Source organism: Micromonospora sp. GCM10011541, from assembly GCF_042650725.1.
In the GTDB taxonomy this organism is placed as follows: Bacteria; Actinomycetota; Actinomycetes; order Mycobacteriales; family Micromonosporaceae; genus Micromonospora; species Micromonospora sicca.
Map to the genome: position 1 here is coordinate 200751 of NZ_JBHSBP010000026.1, position 16179 is coordinate 216929.

Genomic DNA, 16179 nt, shown 5'->3' on the forward strand with positions numbered 1-16179 from the left:
GAGCTAAAGTGCCGCCATGCGCGCTCGACTGTCCGACATCGCCCAACAGGCCGAAGTCAGCGAGGCCACGGTGTCGCGGGTGCTCAACGACCGCCCCGGCGTGGCCCCCGAGACCCGGCAGGCCGTCCTGACCGCCCTCGATGTGCTCGGCTACGAGCGCCCCGCCCGGCTGCGCAAGCGCAGCGCCGGGCTGGTGGGCCTCGTCGTGCCCGAGCTGGAGAACCCGATCTTCCCGGCGTTCGCCCAGGTCATCGAGTCGACGCTGGCCCAGAGCGGCTTCACTCCGGTGCTCTGCACCCAGACGCCCGGCGGGGTCACCGAGGACGAGTACGTGGAGATGCTGCTGGACCGGCAGGTCTCCGGGATCGTCTTCGTCTCCGGCCTGCACGCCGACACCGCCGCCAACCACGACCGGTACCGCGCGCTGATCGCCCGGCCGCTCCCCGTGGTCATGATCAACGGGTACGCGCCCGGGATCGCCGCCCCCTTCGTCTCCTGTGACGACCGGGAGGCCACCGAGCTGGCGGTGGCCCACCTGGTCGCGCTCGGCCACCGGCGGATCGGCCTGATCACCGGCCCGGACCGGTTCGTGCCGGTGCGGCGCCGGGTGGCCGGCTTCCGGGCGGCGATGCCCCGGCTGGCCGGCGTGCCCGAGGGCGGGCTGGACGAGCTGGCCGAGCTCTCCCTCTTCGGCGTCGAGGGCGGCGAGGCGGCCGCCGGCCGGCTGATCGAGCGCGGCGTCACCGGCATCGTGTGCGGCTCCGACCTGATGGCGCTCGGCGCGATCCGGGCCGCCCGGCAGCGCGGGCTGACCGTCCCCGGCGACGTCTCGGTGGTCGGCTACGACGACTCCCCGCTGATGGCCTTCACCGACCCGCCGCTGACCACCATGCGCCAGCCGGTCGCGGCCATGGCGGTGGCCGCGGTCCGGGCCCTGGTCGACGAGATCAACGGGCACGGTGCGCCGCACTCGGAGTACCTGTTCCGTCCGGAACTGGTGGTCCGCGGCTCCACCGCGGTGGTCCGCCAGCCCGGGGCCACGCCCGCGCCGACGCCGCAGCGCCCGACGCCCCCCGCCCTGGCCGTCCCGGCCTGACCGACCCGGCCCGTCGCCCTTCCGCAATGCGCGGCGGGTCGGCCCGCCCGGCCGCCGGGACGCCGAGATGTGCCGCAACTCGCCCACCGGGCGTCATTCCTTGCGCAAGAAATGCTTGACTCTTGCAACGTCGGCGCGGCATTCTGCTCAGGCACACGCGCCCACCATCCACGCCCGCGCGGCGTGCCGCCGTCCCGCGCCAGAGAACGGGGATCGTCACCGATGACCGCCGCCACCAACCCCACGCCGCTGACCTCCGACGACGACTGGTGGCGATCCGCGGTCGTCTACCAGGTCTACGTCCGCAGCTTCGCCGACGCCAACGGTGACGGCGTCGGTGACCTCCAGGGCATCCGGGAGCGCCTGCCGTACCTGCGCGACCTCGGGGTGGACGCGCTCTGGCTGACCCCCTTCTACACCTCGCCGCAGATCGACGCCGGCTACGACGTCGCCGACTACCGCGACGTCGACCCGCTCTTCGGCTCGCTCACCGACTTCGACGCGATGATCACCGACGCGCACGCCCTGGGCCTGCGGATCATCGTGGACCTGGTCCCCAACCACACGTCCAGCGCGCACCCGTGGTTCGCCGCGGCCCTGGCCGCCGGCCCCGGCTCGGCCGAGCGCGCGCGCTACCTCTTCGCCGACGGCAAGGGCGAGTCCGGCGAGCTGCCTCCGAACGACTGGGAGAGCATCTTCGGCGGCCCGGCCTGGACCCGGGTGGCGGACGGCCAGTGGTACCTGCACCTGTTCGACCCGACCCAGCCGGACCTGAACTGGCGCCACCCCGAGGTGCGCGCCGAGTTCGAGGACGTGCTCCGCTTCTGGCTCGACCGGGGCGTGGACGGGTTCCGGATCGACGTCGCCCACGGCATGATCAAGGCCGAGGGCCTGCCGGACGTCGGCTTCAACTCGATGACCACCGGCCAGCGCCAGTCCGAGCTGCTCGGCAAGGGCCGGCTGCCCTACTTCGACCAGGACGAGGTGCACGACATCTACCGGGCCTGGCGGCCGATCCTGGACAGCTACCCAGGCGGCCGGATGGCGGTGGCCGAGGCCTGGGCGGAGACCCCGCAGCGGCTGGCCCGCTACATCGGCCCGGACGAGCTGCACCAGGCGTTCAGCTTCGACTTCCTCGACGCCACCTGGTCGGCCGACTCGTTCCGCAAGGTGATCGACACCGCACTGGCCGAGTCGACCATCGTCGGCGCCCCGACCACCTGGGTCCTCTCCAACCACGACCGGCAGCGGCACGTCACCCGGTACGGCGACGGCGAGGTCGGGCTGCGCCGCGCCCGGGCGGCCGCCCTGCTGATGCTGGCCCTGCCCGGCTGCGCGTACGTCTACCAGGGCGAGGAGCTGGGCCTGCCGGAGGTGCTGGACCTCCCCGACGAGCTGCGCCAGGACCCGGCGTTCCTGCGGACCGGGGAGAGCCGGGACGGCTGCCGGGTGCCGATCCCGTGGACCGGCGAGCTGGCCCCGTACGGCTTCGGCCCGGAGGGCAGCGAGCTGAGCTGGCTGCCGGCCCCGGCGACCTGGCGTGCCCTCTCGGTGGCCGCCCAGGCCGGCGTACCCGGCTCCACGCTGGAGCTCTACCGCGCGGCGCTGCGGATCCGGCACGAACACCCGGCGCTGGCCGGCACCACCGGCGGCGTCACCTGGCTGGAGACCGAGCCCGGCGTGCTGGCGTTCCACCGGGCCGCCGGGGACACCGTGCTGACCTGCGTGGTCAACATCAGCGGCGCCGAGGTCACGATCGCCGGGTACGGCCGGCCGGTCGTCGCCAGCGCCGACCTCACCGAGCGGGGCGACGGACACGTCCTGCCGGTTGACGCAGCTGCGTGGTTCGAACGGCGCTGAGCCGGGTAACCCGCCATTGACCTGGTCGTCTGTTGTGCCCCGCGCCGACGGGCGGCTGGGCCTACCGACCCCTTGTGGTGGGGGGTGAGGTGGCACCGGCGCCTCGGGGAGTCCGCTCCCCGAGGCGCCGGTGTCCATCTGGGACGGCTCAGGCGCCCTTGCTGGTGAGCAGCTTCGCGATCCGGGCGAACCCGGCCCGCAGCTCGGCCTCGCTCGGCGCGGTGAGCGGCTCCGCCACCGGTTCCTGCTCGGCGGCCAGCTCCAGTTCCTCGTCGATGACGTCCTCGAAGTCGCCGTAGAGGTCGGCCTGGTCGATCTGGGCGGCCTCGTCCTCGGCGGCGATCTGCGCGGCGGCGATCTCGCCCCGGATCTCGTCCGCCGACAGCGCCGGCAGCAGCGGCTCGACCACCGCCATCAGCTGCTCCTCGGCGACCACCGCCTCGGCCAGGGCGAGCGCGTGCGGCCGCTCGTACGGGCCGCAGACCACCGGCTCCCACTCGTCGGCTTCGCCGAGCGGGCCGAAGGTGATGATCCACGGCAGGCCGAGCATCGGCGAGTCGTCCGGCAGGTCCAGTGTCACGAGAGCGCCCACGGGCTCATCATGGTCGTTCGCGGCGCGGACGTGGGCCACATTCACCCCAAATGCCGCTTCTCCCCCTGTCGCCCGCATGACATCCCCGCACGATGCGCCGCGCCGCGTCACGCCCGCGGGGGCCGGGGCGGGTCAGCCGGGATGGGTGGCCTCCAGGGCGGCGCGGACCAGGGCCAGCGCCCGGTCCGGCGGGACGCCGAGTCGCAGTGCCTCGGCGGCGTACCCGGCGGCGGCATGGTGCAACCGGTCGGTCGCGTCGTCGCGTCCCGGCGCCACCACGGTGCCGTGCCGGCCCCGGGTCTCCACCAGCCCGGCGGCCTCCAGCTCCCGGTACGCCCGGGCCGCCGTGTTCACCGCCAGGCCGAGGTCGGTGGCGAGCTGCCGGACGGCGGGCAGCCGGGTGCCGACCGGCAGCCGGCCGTCCCCGATCATCCGGGCGAGCTGCCCGCGCACCTGCTCGTACGGCGGCACGGCCGAGGTTGGGTCGATCCGGATCCGCATGTCAGCCCGCCCCGCCCGGCGTACCCGGTTCGGTCTCCTCGTCGACTTCCACGTCCACCTCCGCGGCCGAGCCGCCCTCCGCCAGATCCACCACCCGGCCGTACCGGCTGGTGGCGGCCAGGGCCGCGCCGAACAGCACCAACTGGTTGAGCAGGTAGAGGTAGAGCAGCAGCCCGACCGCGGTCGCCACCACGGTGTACGCCGGGTTCCGCTCGGTCCGCACCACGTAGTAGCGCCCCACGGTGTTCAGCAGGGTGATGCCGACGGCGACCGCCAGGACGACCGGCCGGAGCCGGCGGCGGCTCATCCGCAGCCGGGGCACCGCCACCAGCAGCGCGGTGGCCAGCACCGCGTTGATCAGGACGCTGAGCACCGCGCTGACCGTGGTCAGCCCGAGCGACCCGGTGCTGCGCAGCAGGAAGCGCAGCAGCGACTCCAGCGCGTCGACGGCGGCCACCGAGACGCCGAGCAGCACGAAGACCGCCACCATCACGCCCAGGTCGACCACGCGGCGGACCACCAGGTTGCCGGGCTGCTGGTTGAAGCCGTACATCAGCCGCTGTGAGGAGCGGATCGCCTCCACCCACCCGATTCCGGTGATGACCAGGATGATCAGGCCGATCACCCCGACGGTGTTGCTGCTCTGCGCGATCTGCTGCGGGTCCAGGAAGGGCAGGTTCTCGTCGAGGAAGTCCGCCACCGCCTTGCTGACCTCGTCGTTGTCCTGCAGGATCGCGCCGAAGATCCAGTACCCGACCAGCGCCAGCGCGAAGACCGCGAAGAAGCCGTAGTAGGCGATCGCCGCCGCGAGCCGGCCGCCCAGCACCTCGCCGTAGAGCGTCCCGGCCCGCCAGAGGTGGTCGAAGGCCGCCGAGCGCCGCCGGACCGCGTCCACCCGGCGGCCGAGGCTGGCCTCGATCCGGCCGATCACGTTCACCACGTCATCCTCGCCGATCCGGAGGCGGCACGCGGGCAGCCGGGCCGCGCGTTCAGCTCAGCCGCCGAGCCGGAAGTCCCGGCGGGGCTGCCACCGGGTCTGCCCGCTGTGCGAGAAGAGGGTGAACGCCTCCACCTCGAACAGCGCGGAGAAGTCGGCCAGGTCCTCGTACGCCCGGTCCAGCGCCTCCGGGGCGACGTCCTGCGCCACCGTGACGTGCGGGTGGTACGGGAAGCGGGCCTCGCGGTGCAGCTCGGGCGCCGCGCGGATCGCCGCGGCGAGCAGCTCGCACTCGCTGATCCCGGCCGCCACCGCCACGAAGACCACCTGGGTCACCGGCCGGAACGTGCCGGTGCCCCGCAGGTGCAGGGTGAACGGCAGGTGGGCGGTGGCCACCTCGGCGAGGTGCTTCTCGACCGCCGGCAGCGCCGCCACCGGGATCTCGGTCGGCCCGAGCAGCGTCACGTGGGCCGGGACGGCCTGGGGGTCGCCGGCCTCGACCCGGCGGCGGGTCAGCCTCCCGCCCCACGGCTCGGGGATGTCCACCGCGATCCCGATCTGGATGGTGTCGCCGGCGTCCGGCGCCCCGTCCCTACGATCCACGCTCCGCGCCACCCCTCCGGCCACCGACTGCTCCCCACCCGTTCCGTCGCGCCCGGACCGCTACTCGAAGCGGACCGGCGGGAAGAACCCGACCCGCTCGTACGCCGTCCGCAGCGTCGCCGCGGCGACCGCGCGGGCCTTTTCGGCGCCGTGGGCGAGCAGCTTGTCCAGCTGGGCCGGGTCGTCCAGGTAGGCGCGGGTGCGCTCCTGGATCGGGGTGACGAACTCCCGCACCACCTCGGCGAGATCCTTCTTGAGGTCGCCGTACCCCTTGCCCGCGTACGCGGCCACCAGCTCGTCGATGGTCCGGCCGGAGAGCGCGGAGTAGATGGTGAGCAGGTTGGAGATGCCCGGCTTGGTCTCGGCGTCGAAGACGATCTCGCGGCCGGTGTCGGTGACCGCCGAGCGGATCTTCTTGGCCGAGCGGGCCGGGTCCTCGAGCAGGTCGATGATGCCGGCCGGCGAGGAGGACGACTTCGACATCTTGGCCGTCGGGTCCTGCAGATCGGTGATCTTCGCGGTGTCCTTGACGATGTGCGGCGCGGGCACCGTGAAGGTGGGCCCGAACAGCGAGTTGAACCGCTGGGCCAGGTCCCGGGACAGCTCCAGGTGCTGGCGCTGGTCCTCGCCGACCGGGACGGCGTTGGCCTGGTAGAGCAGGATGTCCGCGGCCTGCAGGATCGGGTACGTGAACAGGCCCACGCTGGCCCGCTCGCTGCCCTGCTTCTGCGACTTGTCCTTGAACTGGGTCATCCGGCCGGCCTCGCCGAAGCCGGTGATGCAGCCGAGCACCCAGGCCAGCTGCGGGTGCTCGGGCACCTGCGACTGGACGAACAGGGTGCTGCGGTCCGGGTCGAGCCCGACCGCGAAGAGCTGGGCCGCCGCGACCCGGGACCGCTGCTTGAGCACCTTCGGGTCGTGCCCCGCGGTGATCGCGTGCAGGTCCACCACGCAGTAGAACGCGTCGTGCGTCTCCTGCAGCGCCACCCAGTGCCGTACCGCGCCCAGGTAGTTGCCGAGGTGGAACGAGTCGGCCGTCGGCTGGATGCCGGAGAAGACGCGCGGGCGGGCGGGTACGTCGGACATGCCGGCAATTCTGTCAGCAACGCCCGGCGTACGTCATGACGGGCCGGCGGGTCGGCTCTCCGCCGGCACCGCGGGGGCGGTGACCTCGCGCCGTTGCTCGGGCAGCCGCGCCGCGGAGACGGCGAGCCGGGACACCCGCCGCCCGTCGAGGGCGAGCACCCGCAGCAGCCAGCCGCCGGGCGGGCCGTCCGGGTCGGGTGCGGCCGGCTCGTCCGGCCCGGGGGTCACCGGCACCTCGTCCCCGGCGACCGGGAGCCGGCCCAGGGCGGCCATCACGAAGCCGCCGACGGTCTCGTACGGCCCGGCGGGCAGCGGGACGCCGGTGCGCTCGGCGAAGTCGGCGAGGTTGAGCCGCCCGTCGACGACGGCGGGCAGGCCGGCGTGGGCCGGGTCGGACCGGTTGTCGTACTCGTCGTGGATCTCCCCGACCAGCTCCTCGATCAGGTCCTCGCAGGTGACGATGCCGGCGGTGCCGCCGTACTCGTCGACGACGACGGCGAGATGGTGGCCCTCGCGGCGCATCTCGGTGAGCGCGGCGAGCACCCGCTTGCTGCCGGGCAGCTGCTTCACCTCGCGGGTCAGCTCGCCGACGGTGGTGCACGGGTCCCGGTCCGGGCGGAGCAGCACGTCCCGCAGGTGGACGAAGCCGACCACGTCGTCGTGGGTGCCGTCGACCACCGGGTACCGGGTGTGCGTCTCGGCCCGGACCAGCCGCTCCGCCTCGGCGATGGTGAGCCGGGCGGAGAGGAACACGACCTCGGTGCGGGGCATCATCACTTCGCGGACCAGGCTCGCCCCGGCCACCAGCACCTCGTCGATGATCCGGCGTTCGTCGGGGTCGAGCAGCGTGTTGGCGGCGACCAGGTCGCGCAGCTCCGCCTCGCTGATCCGCTCCCGGCCGGCGGTGGGGCTGGCGCCGAGCAGGTCGGTGACCAGCCGGGTGACGCCGTCGGCGGCGCGGACCACCAGCCGGGCGACGGTCCGGGCGATCGGCCCCGGTTCGCGCCGGGGCCGCCCCGGCGGTCGTCGCCGGAGTCCGGGACCGCCTGCTTCCCGCATGACAAGGATGTTGACATCCTCTCCCGCCTAAAGGTGGGAGATTCCCGCTTCCAGCGTCGTACGTCGCCGACGCTGGGTGGGTGGTCGACAGGACGCCTTTCGGCAGACGGCGGGCGCCGACCGGCTCGCGCCAGTGTTCGGATCTGTTCAATCATGGCGGATCATGGTGAAATGGGGACGGTCACGCGCAGCCGCGGCACAGCCCCCGGCCGTAAGGTGATCACGAACGGCCGCGGCGGGAGCGGCCAGGCAGGAGGAACCCGACGTGAAACTGCTCGTCACCGGCGGCGCCGGCTACATCGGCAGCGTGGTGACCCGGATGCTGCTCGACGACGGTCACGACGTGACGGTCCTGGACGACCTGCGGACCGGCCACCGGGAGGCGCTCGCCCCCGACGCGACCCACGTCGACCTGCCGATCCACGAGGCCGCCCGGGTGCTCACCCCGGACGCCGGCTTCGACGCGGTGCTGCACTTCGCCGCGCTGATCGCCGCCGGCGAGTCGATGGTCAAGCCCGAGCTGTACTGGCACAACAACACGGTCGGCTCGCTCGCCCTGATCGACGCGGTCCGCGCCGCCCGGGTGCCCCGCCTGGTCTTCTCCTCCACCGCCGCCGTCTACGGCAACCCCACCGAGCTGCCCATCCCGGAGACCGCCGTCAAGGCCCCCACCAACACGTACGGGGCGACCAAGCTGGCCGTCGACATGGCGCTCACCTCCGAGGCGATCGCCCACGACCTGGCCGCCGTCTCGCTGCGCTACTTCAACGTCGCCGGGGCGTACCTGCACGACGGCCGGGCGATCGGCGAGCGGCACGACCCGGAGACCCACCTGATCCCGATCGCGCTGGACGTCGCCGCCGGCCGGCGGGAGAAGCTCCAGCTCTTCGGCGACGACTACCCCACCGTCGACGGCACCTGCGTGCGCGACTACATCCACGTCGAGGACCTGGCCCGCGCCCACCTGCTGGCGCTGACCGCCGCGACGCCCGGCCGGCACCGGATCTACAACCTGGGCAACGGCAACGGCTTCACCAACCGGCAGGTGGTGGAGGTGGTCCGCGAGGTGACCGGGCACCCGCTGCCGGTCGAGGTGGCGCCGCGCCGCGAGGGCGACCCCGCCGAGCTGGTCGCCTCGTCCGCGCTGGCCCGCACGGAACTCGGCTGGGTGCCGGCGAAGCCCACCCTGCACGACATGGTCGGCGACGCCTGGGCCTTCTACCGCACCCACGTCCTGGAGCAGCGGTGACCGAGCCGGGCACGGCGGTCGGCGCCGTCGCGGAGCGCGCCACCGCCGGCTTCCGTCAGTGGTACGGCGCCGAGCCGGCGGGCCGCTGGGCGGCTCCCGGCCGGGCGAACCTGATCGGCGAGCACACCGACTACAACGACGGTTACGTGCTGCCGTTCGCGCTACCGCTGCGTACCGTGGTCGCCGCCGCAGCGCAGGACGGCGAGCGCTGGACCGTCTGGTCGGAGCTCGCCGACTCCCCGGTCGAGTTCGGCGCCGCCGAGGCCGACCAGGCCGGCCGGGTCAGCGGCTGGGCCGCGTACGTCGCCGGGGTGGTCTGGGCGCTGCGGGCCGCCGGCCACCGGGTGCCCGGCGCCCGGCTGGCCATCGCCTCCGACGTGCCGGTCGGCTCCGGGCTCTCCTCCTCGGCGGCGGTCGAGGCGGCGACGCTCGCCGCCCTGGTCGACCTGGGCGGGCTGGACCTGGCCGCCGACCGGCGGCCCCGGCTCGCCCAGCGCGCCGAGAACGACTACGTCGGCGCGCCCACCGGGATCATGGACCAGTCCGCGGTGATCCGCTGCCGGGCGGGGCACGCGCTCTTCCTGGACTGCCGCACCGAGTCCGTCGAACACATCCCGTTCGACCTGGACGCCGCCGGGCTGGCCGTGCTGGTGATCGACAGCCGCGCCCCGCACCGGCACGCCGACGGCGAGTACGCCGCCCGCCGGAAGTCCTGCGAGCGGGCCGCCGAACTGCTCGGGGTGCGCGCGCTGCGGGACGTCTCCCCCGCCGACCTGGACGCCGCGCTGACCCGGCTCGACGACGCGGAGATGCGCCGCCGGGTGCGCCATGTGGTGACCGAGGACCAGCGGGTGCTCGACACCGTGGCGCTGCTGCGCGCCGGCCGGATCCGCGACATCGGACCGCTGCTGACCGCCTCGCACGCCTCGATGCGGGACGATTTCGAGATCACCGTGCCGGAGATCGACACCGCCGTCGAGGCGGCCCTGGCCGCCGGGGCGTACGGGGCGCGGATGACCGGCGGCGGCTTCGGCGGCTGCGTCCTCGCCCTGGTCGAGGCGTCCTCCGCCGACGCCGTGGCGCGGGCCGTCGTCGAGGCGTACGCCGAGCGGGGCTTCGCCGCCCCCGGCACGGTGACCGTCGTCCCCACCGCGGGCGCCGCCCGCCTCGACTGACCAGCCCGGTAAACGATCAAGAGGTTTGCGTCGGGAATCCCGCGGGATCCGACGCAAACCTCTTGATCGACAGGGCTGGGTGGGGCCTCAGCCGGCCTCGACGATCATGCCGGCGCCGACCGTACGGTTGGTGGACTCGTCGATGATGACGAAGCCGCCCGTCGTGCGGTTGCGGCGGTACTCGTCCGCCAGCAGCGGCACCGTCGTCCGCAGCCGGACCCGGCCGATCTCGTTCAGCTTCAGCTCCGCCGCCGACTCGTCCCGGTGCAGCGAGTTGATGTCCAGCCGGTAGTGCAGCCCCCGCACGATCGCCCGCGCCGAACGGGTGGTGTGCTTGATCGCGTACCTGCCGCCGACCTGGAGCGGGCGGCTCTCGTCCATCCAGCAGATCATCGCCTCGATGTCCTGCGCGACCGTCGGGGCGTTGTGCGGCCGGCAGATCATGTCGCCACGGGAGATGTCGATCTCGTCGGTCAGCCGGACGGTCACCGACATCGGCGGGAACGCCTCGTCCACCGGGCCGTCGGCCGTCTCCACCGAGGCGATCCGGCTGGTGAAGCCGGACGGCAGCACCATCACCTCGTCACCCGGCTTCAGCACGCCGGAGGCCACCTGACCGGCGTAACCCCGGTAGTCGGTGACGGTGGTGGACTGCGGCCGGATCACGTACTGCACCGGGAACCGCACGTCGACCAGGTTGCGGTCGCTGGCGATGTGCACCCGCTCCAGGTGGTGCAGCAGCGACGGCCCGTCGTACCAGGGCATGTTCTCCGAGCGGCTGACGATGTTGTCGCCGCGCAACGCGGAGATCGGCACCACGGTCAGGTCCGGCGCGTCGAGCTTCGCGGCGAACGCGGTGAACTCGTCGGCGATCCGCTCGAACACCTCCTGCGACCAGTCGACCAGGTCCATCTTGTTGACGCAGAGGACCAGGTGCGGCACCCGCAGCAGCGAGCAGAGGAACGCGTGCCGACGGGACTGCTCCACCAGGCCCTTGCGGGCGTCCACCAGGATCAGCGCCAGGTCGGCGGTCGAGGCGCCGGTGACCATGTTCCGGGTGTACTGGATGTGGCCCGGGGTGTCGGCGATGATGAACTTCCGCCGCGGGGTGGCGAAGTAGCGGTACGCCACGTCGATGGTGATGCCCTGCTCCCGCTCGGCCCGCAGGCCGTCGGTGAGCAGCGCCAGGTTGGTGTACTCGTCGCCCCGGGCCGCGCTGACCGCCTCCACCGCGGCGAGCTGGTCGGTGAAGAGCGACTTGGTGTCGTACAGCAGCCGCCCGATCAGGGTCGACTTGCCGTCGTCGACGCTGCCCGCGGTGGCGAACCGCAACAGGTCCATCGGCCGCCCCTCGGGCAGCCCGGTGTCGGCGGCCGGAGCCGCGGTGTCGACGCTCATCAGAAGTAGCCCTCCCGCTTGCGGTCCTCCATGGCGGCCTCGCTGACCCGGTCGTCGCCGCGGGTCGCGCCGCGCTCGGTGATCCGGGTGGCGGCCACCTCCTCGATGACCCGCTCCACCGTGTCGGCGTCCGAGCGGACGGCCGCGGTGCAGGAGGCGTCACCCACCGTGCGGTAGCGCACCTGCGCCTTGAACCGCTCCTCGCCCGCCCGGGGGCGGAAGAACTCGTTGACCGCGTACAGCATGCCGTCCCGGTCGATCACCTCGCGCTCGTGCGCGTAGTAGATCGACGGCAGCGGGATCCGCTCCCGGGCGATGTAGTGCCAGACGTCCAGCTCGGTCCAGTTGGAGAGCGGGAAGACCCGGATCGACTCGCCCGGGTGGTGCCGGCCGTTGTAGAGCGACCACAGCTCGGGCCGCTGGTTCTTCGGGTCCCACTGGCCGAACTCGTCGCGGAAGCTGAACACCCGCTCCTTCGCCCGGGCCTTCTCCTCGTCCCGGCGGGCGCCGCCGAAGAGCGCGTCGAAGCGGTGCTTCTCCACCGCCTCCAGCAGCACCGGGGTCTGGATGCGGTTGCGGGTGCCGTCCGCCGCCTCGCGGACCATCCCCTTGGCCAGGGCCTCGGGCACGCTGGCCACGATCAGTTGCAGGCCCAGCTCGGCGACCCGCTGGTCGCGGTACTCCAGGACCTCGGGGAAGTTGTGCCCGGTGTCGACATGCATCACCGGGAAGGGAATGTTGGCCGGGGCGAAGGCCTTCTGGGCCAACCGGAGCATCACGATCGAGTCCTTGCCACCGGAGAAGAGCAGCACCGGGCGCTCCATCTCCGCGACCACCTCGCGCATCACGAAGATGCTCTCGGCCTCGAGCGCGTCCAGGTGCGAGACCTGGTACGCGGCGGGGGCGGTCATGACACGGCCTCGATTCGCTCGGATCCGCTCATGGGGATTCCAGACCTTTCCGGTCGGACACGTGAGGAAGAACGACAGGTTACCCGGAATGCCGCTGCAGCGCTGCAAGCAACCGGCTGGCGAGATCCTTGCGACAGACCAGCAGGTCGGGCAGACGCGGGTCGGCCTCGTTGTATTTCAGCGCAGAACCGTCGATCCGGGAAGCATGCAGTCCGGTGGCCGTCGCCACAGCGACCGGAGCAGCCGAATCCCACTCGTACTGACCGCCGGCGTGGATGTACGCGTCGACCTCACCGGTGACCACAGCGGCGATCTTCGCGCCCGCCGAGCCCATCGGCACCAGATGCGCGCCGACGTCTTCTGCCAGATCGGTCAGGAAAACCGGCGGACGGCTACGACTGGCCGCCAACCGGATGGTCCGCGTGCCGGCCGAGGTCGCCGCCTCCAACGTCATCGGCGGGTACGCCGGCGGGTAGTCGGTGCCCAGCACCCGGTGCTGCGCCGGCAGGCCCACCGCGCCCGCGATCAGGCCGTGCGGGGTCGGCGCCCGCCGCGCCCAGAGCGCCACGTGCACCGCCCAGTCCGAGCGCCCCTCCTCGGCGAACTCCCGGGTGCCGTCCAGCGGGTCGATGATCCAGACCCGGTCGGCGTTCAGCCGGGACACCGCATCGGTGCTCACCTCGGCCGCCCAGGCCAGCCGGGAGCCCTCGTCCTCCTCGGAGAGCACCGCGTCGGCCGGCCGCCACTTCGCCAGCTCGGTACGGATCAGGTCGTGCGAGACCTTGTCCCCCGCCGACTTCAACGCCCCCGCGTCCGCGAAACCCAGCTCCGCGCGCAGGTTGACCAGCGCCTGCCCGGCCCGCGCCGCCAACCAGCGGGCGAACGCGCCGTCGATCATCGGAGGACTGCCCATGTACCGCTCCCGTCGCCCCGCCGCGACCCGCGGTCGTCGGCCTCCGCCACGCCAGAAGGCGCAGACTACCGGCCCGGACCGCCCGGACCGCGTACGCCCCGCCCAGGTCAGCCGCCGTGGTAGAGGTTCTGCGTCGGCTCCACCCCGCGGGTGACCACCGACTCCACCACGTCCGCCGCCCGGTCGACCAGGAACTCCAACTCCTTGCGCTCGACCGCGGAGAAGTCCGACAGCACGTAGTCGGCCGGGTCCTGCCGCCCCGGCGGCCGGCCGATGCCGAACCGCACCCGGACGTACTCCTTCGTGCCCAGCGACTTCGACATCGACCGCAGCCCGTTGTGCCCGCCCTCGCCGCCGCCGCACTTCACCCGCACCTGCCCGTACGGGATGTCCAGCTCGTCGTGCACGGCGATCACCCGGCCCGGCGGGATCTTGTGGAACTGGGCCAGCGCGGTGACCGGGCCACCGGAGAGGTTCATGTACGTCAGCGGCTTCACCAGCACCAGCTTCGGCCCACCGAAGCCGAGCCGCCCCTCGGCGACCTCCGCCACCGCGCGCTTGTGCCGGCCGAACCTGCCACCCACCCGGCCGGCGAGCAGCTCGGCCACCATGAAGCCGACGTTGTGCCGGTTACCCGCGTACTCCCGACCGGGGTTGCCCAGGCCGACCACCAGCCACGGCCCCGTCTCGTCCGTCACGCCACGCCCCTCCCGCGCCGCCGTCACCCGGCGGCCGTCCCGATACGCCGACAGGCGCCCCCGAAACCCGGGAGCGCCTGTCGCACAGCTTGCGGACCGATCAGGCCTCGGTCTTCGCCCCGGCCGGGGCCGCCGCGCCCTCGGCGGCCGGCGTCTCGGCACCCTCGGCGGCGGTGGTCTCCTCGCCGACCTCGGCCTCGGCCTCCTCGGCGGCCTCCTCGACCTCGGGGAGGGTCGCCTCGAGCTGCTCGGCGGTCGGCGCGGCGGTCACCGTGGCGACCGGCATCTCCGGGTCGGTGGCCAGTTCGACGCCGGCCGGCAGCTCGACGTCCGCGGCGGTGACCTGGACGCCCGGCACGGCGCCCTCGATCGAGGCCTCCAGGTGGTCCGGCACCCTGGTGGCGTCGGCGGTCACCGAGAGGGTGTCGTGGTCGTGCACGATCAGGGTGTCCCTCGCGGCCTCGCCGGTCAGCTGGACCGGGACCTCGACGGTGACCTTCTCGCCGCGGCGGACCAGCAGCAGGTCGACGTGCTCGAAGGTGTCCTTGATCGGGTCACGCTGGATCGCCTTCGGCAGCGCCAGCACCTGGGTGCCGTCGCTCACCTCGATCGCGAAGAGCTGGTTGGCGCCACCCTTGCGGATGGCGGCGGCGAACTCACGCGCCGGCAGCGCGATGTGCTTGGGCTTCTCGCCGTGGCCGTACAGCACGGCGGGCACCTTGCCGGCCCGGCGGGTACGACGGGCACCACCCTTGCCGAACTCGGTACGGGGCTCGGCGCTGATCTTTACCTCGGACACGGGGAAACTCCTGATGCTTCGCTGCGGCGGCTTGTCGTCTGGCGGTGCTGGGCGAGGGGCTCGCTGGGGCTCATGCGTCATGAACGACTGCCCGGAGCACCGCGTCGATGACGGCGCCTCCGTGCGGTGCTTTTCAGCGACCCGCCGGGCACCCTCGCCGTGGCAACCGCACCAGTCTACCCGAGGGAATTCCGAGCCTTCCGGCAGTCCCCATGTCCCCGTTCCCGTCGACCGGAGGGCCGACGGGAACGGCACCGCGACACGCCGCTCGCCGCGGCGCGGAAGATCAGCTCAGGCCACCGAAGAGGGTGGTCACCGAACCGTCGTCGAAGACCTCCCGGATCGCCCGGGCCAGCAGCGGCGCGATCGACAGCACGGTGAGCTTGTCGAGCTGCTTCTCCGGCGTGATCGGCAGGGTGTTCGTCACCACGACCTCGCTGATCGGGCTGTTCTTCAGCCGCTCGGTCGCCGGGTCGGAGAGCAGCGCGTGGGTGGCCGCGACGACGATCTCGGCCGCGCCGGAGTCCTTGAGGATGTCGGCGGCCCTGCTGATCGTGCCACCCGTGTCGATCATGTCGTCGACGATCAGGCAGACCCGGCCCTCGACCTCACCGACCACCCGGTTCGCCACCACCTGGTTGGGCTTCAGCGGGTCGCGGGTCTTGTGGATGAACGCGAGCGGGCAACCGCCCAGCCGGTCGGTCCAACGCTCCGCCACCCGCACCCGGCCCGAATCCGGCGCCACCACGGTCATCGGCCGGCCCGCGTACTTGCGCTCGACGTACTCGGCGAGCACGTCCATCGCGAACAGGTGGTCCACCGGGCCGTCGAAGAAGCCCTGGATCTGCGCGGTGTGCAGGTCGACCGTGAGGATCCGGTTCGCCCCGGCGGTCTTGAGCAGGTCGGCCACCAGCCGGGCCGAGATCGGCTCCCGGCCGCGGTGCTTCTTGTCCTGCCGCGAGTACGGGTAGAACGGCAGCACCACGGTGATCCGCTTGGCCGAACCGCGCTTCAGCGCGTCGATCATGATCAGGGTCTCCATGACCCAGGTGTTGACCCCGTGCGTCACGGACTGCACCACGAAGGCGTCCGAACCACGTACCGAGTCCTTGAACCGGACGAAGATCTCGCCGTTGGCGAAGTCGTAGGCGTCGGAGGGGGTCGGCGCCACGCCGAGCACCTCACCGATCTCCTTGGCCAACTCCGGAAAGCCGCGTCCGGAGAAGAGCATCAGGCTCTTGCGGTTTTCGGCGACGATGCTGCCCATGGGCCCGTCTGCTCCCGTTTGTCGGTGTTTCCCGG

At 72.8% G+C, this 16179-nt stretch carries 16 protein-coding genes; 4 read left to right on the forward strand and 12 right to left on the reverse strand.

The genetic code is table 11. The features are described from left to right. The first annotated feature begins 16 nt into the window (after window positions 1–16). Together ACFOYX_RS11685 and ACFOYX_RS11690 are read left to right on the forward strand one after the other, a co-directional pair. Window positions 17–1096 carry a LacI family DNA-binding transcriptional regulator gene (locus ACFOYX_RS11685; RefSeq protein ID WP_322439672.1) on the forward strand — a complete coding sequence of 360 codons (1080 nt, stop codon included), beginning with the start codon at window positions 17–19 and terminating at the stop codon, window positions 1094–1096. Window positions 1097–1318: 222 nt separating this feature from the next. Further along, window positions 1319–2956 carry a glycoside hydrolase family 13 protein gene (locus tag ACFOYX_RS11690; protein WP_322439673.1) on the forward strand — a complete coding sequence of 546 codons (1638 nt, stop codon included), beginning with the start codon at window positions 1319–1321 and terminating at the stop codon, window positions 2954–2956. Window positions 2957–3104: 148 nt separating this feature from the next. Here ACFOYX_RS11690 and ACFOYX_RS11695 read toward each other — a convergent pair whose 3' ends face one another. The 6 genes from ACFOYX_RS11695 to ACFOYX_RS11720 form a co-directional block, all read right to left on the reverse strand. After that, the gene (locus ACFOYX_RS11695) at window positions 3105–3548 is read right to left on the reverse strand and encodes a hypothetical protein (protein ID WP_322439674.1); all 444 of its coding nucleotides are present in this window, start codon (window positions 3546–3548) and stop codon (window positions 3105–3107) included. Between the two features lie 132 nt (window positions 3549–3680). After that, window positions 3681–4049 carry a GntR family transcriptional regulator gene (locus ACFOYX_RS11700; RefSeq protein WP_322439675.1) on the reverse strand — a complete coding sequence of 123 codons (369 nt, stop codon included), beginning with the start codon at window positions 4047–4049 and terminating at the stop codon, window positions 3681–3683. A gap of 1 nt (window position 4050) precedes the next feature. Next, the gene (locus ACFOYX_RS11705; protein WP_109802502.1) at window positions 4051–4986 is read right to left on the reverse strand and encodes a YihY/virulence factor BrkB family protein; all 936 of its coding nucleotides are present in this window, start codon (window positions 4984–4986) and stop codon (window positions 4051–4053) included. A gap of 57 nt (window positions 4987–5043) precedes the next feature. Beyond that, on the reverse strand, window positions 5044–5589 hold the full coding sequence (locus tag ACFOYX_RS11710; RefSeq protein ID WP_322439676.1) for a 2'-5' RNA ligase family protein: 546 nt from the start codon (window positions 5587–5589) through the stop codon (window positions 5044–5046). Between the two features lie 60 nt (window positions 5590–5649). Then, window positions 5650–6675, reverse strand: coding sequence for a tryptophan--tRNA ligase (gene trpS / locus ACFOYX_RS11715; protein WP_109802499.1), 1026 nt, complete (start codon window positions 6673–6675; stop codon window positions 5650–5652). A 33-nt stretch (window positions 6676–6708) separates the two neighbouring features. Then, window positions 6709–7734 (reverse strand): hemolysin family protein, encoded by a 1026-nt coding sequence (locus tag ACFOYX_RS11720; RefSeq protein WP_322439677.1) that lies wholly within the window; start codon window positions 7732–7734, stop codon window positions 6709–6711. Between the two features lie 265 nt (window positions 7735–7999). On the opposite strand from ACFOYX_RS11720, the gene galE reads away from it, so the two are divergent. Further along, entirely contained in the window at window positions 8000–8983 is a 984-nt protein-coding gene (gene galE / locus ACFOYX_RS11725) for a UDP-glucose 4-epimerase GalE (protein ID WP_322439678.1), read from the forward strand. Beyond that, window positions 8980–10158, forward strand: a complete 1179-nt coding sequence (gene galK / locus ACFOYX_RS11730; RefSeq protein WP_322439679.1) for a galactokinase — start codon at window positions 8980–8982, stop codon at window positions 10156–10158. The genes galE and galK overlap by 4 nt, the downstream gene beginning before the upstream one ends. 87 nt (window positions 10159–10245) lie before the next feature. Here the strand turns inward: galK and cysN are convergent, their stop codons facing one another. From cysN to ACFOYX_RS11760, 6 genes are all read right to left on the reverse strand, one after another. Next, window positions 10246–11556 (reverse strand): sulfate adenylyltransferase subunit CysN, encoded by a 1311-nt coding sequence (gene cysN / locus ACFOYX_RS11735; RefSeq protein WP_109799925.1) that lies wholly within the window; start codon window positions 11554–11556, stop codon window positions 10246–10248. Beyond that, window positions 11556–12467, reverse strand: coding sequence for a sulfate adenylyltransferase subunit CysD (cysD, locus tag ACFOYX_RS11740; RefSeq protein WP_322439680.1), 912 nt, complete (start codon window positions 12465–12467; stop codon window positions 11556–11558). Before cysD ends, cysN begins: the two co-directional genes overlap by 1 nt. Before the next feature lie 79 nt (window positions 12468–12546). Then, window positions 12547–13380 carry an inositol monophosphatase family protein gene (locus tag ACFOYX_RS11745; RefSeq protein ID WP_109799927.1) on the reverse strand — a complete coding sequence of 278 codons (834 nt, stop codon included), beginning with the start codon at window positions 13378–13380 and terminating at the stop codon, window positions 12547–12549. Window positions 13381–13487: 107 nt separating this feature from the next. Further along, the gene (pth, locus tag ACFOYX_RS11750; protein ID WP_322439681.1) at window positions 13488–14078 is read right to left on the reverse strand and encodes an aminoacyl-tRNA hydrolase; all 591 of its coding nucleotides are present in this window, start codon (window positions 14076–14078) and stop codon (window positions 13488–13490) included. A gap of 100 nt (window positions 14079–14178) precedes the next feature. Continuing rightward, the gene (locus tag ACFOYX_RS11755; protein WP_322439682.1) at window positions 14179–14877 is read right to left on the reverse strand and encodes a 50S ribosomal protein L25/general stress protein Ctc; all 699 of its coding nucleotides are present in this window, start codon (window positions 14875–14877) and stop codon (window positions 14179–14181) included. Window positions 14878–15163: 286 nt separating this feature from the next. Continuing rightward, window positions 15164–16144, reverse strand: a complete 981-nt coding sequence (locus ACFOYX_RS11760; protein WP_109799930.1) for a ribose-phosphate diphosphokinase — start codon at window positions 16142–16144, stop codon at window positions 15164–15166. Window positions 16145–16179 lie beyond the last annotated feature (35 nt).

Coding starts and splice junctions, on each gene's coding strand:
- cysD (WP_322439680.1), bottom strand. CDS start 12,467: ATGACCGCCCCCGCCGCGTACCAGGTCTCGCACCTGGACGCGCTCGAG.
- ACFOYX_RS11685 (WP_322439672.1), top strand. CDS start 17: ATGCGCGCTCGACTGTCCGACATCGCCCAACAGGCCGAAGTCAGCGAG.
- cysN (WP_109799925.1), bottom strand. CDS start 11,556: ATGAGCGTCGACACCGCGGCTCCGGCCGCCGACACCGGGCTGCCCGAG.
- ACFOYX_RS11690 (WP_322439673.1), top strand. CDS start 1,319: ATGACCGCCGCCACCAACCCCACGCCGCTGACCTCCGACGACGACTGG.
- ACFOYX_RS11700 (WP_322439675.1), bottom strand. CDS start 4,049: ATGCGGATCCGGATCGACCCAACCTCGGCCGTGCCGCCGTACGAGCAG.
- ACFOYX_RS11745 (WP_109799927.1), bottom strand. CDS start 13,380: ATGGGCAGTCCTCCGATGATCGACGGCGCGTTCGCCCGCTGGTTGGCG.
- trpS (WP_109802499.1), bottom strand. CDS start 6,675: ATGTCCGACGTACCCGCCCGCCCGCGCGTCTTCTCCGGCATCCAGCCG.
- ACFOYX_RS11760 (WP_109799930.1), bottom strand. CDS start 16,144: ATGGGCAGCATCGTCGCCGAAAACCGCAAGAGCCTGATGCTCTTCTCC.
- ACFOYX_RS11720 (WP_322439677.1), bottom strand. CDS start 7,734: ATGCGGGAAGCAGGCGGTCCCGGACTCCGGCGACGACCGCCGGGGCGG.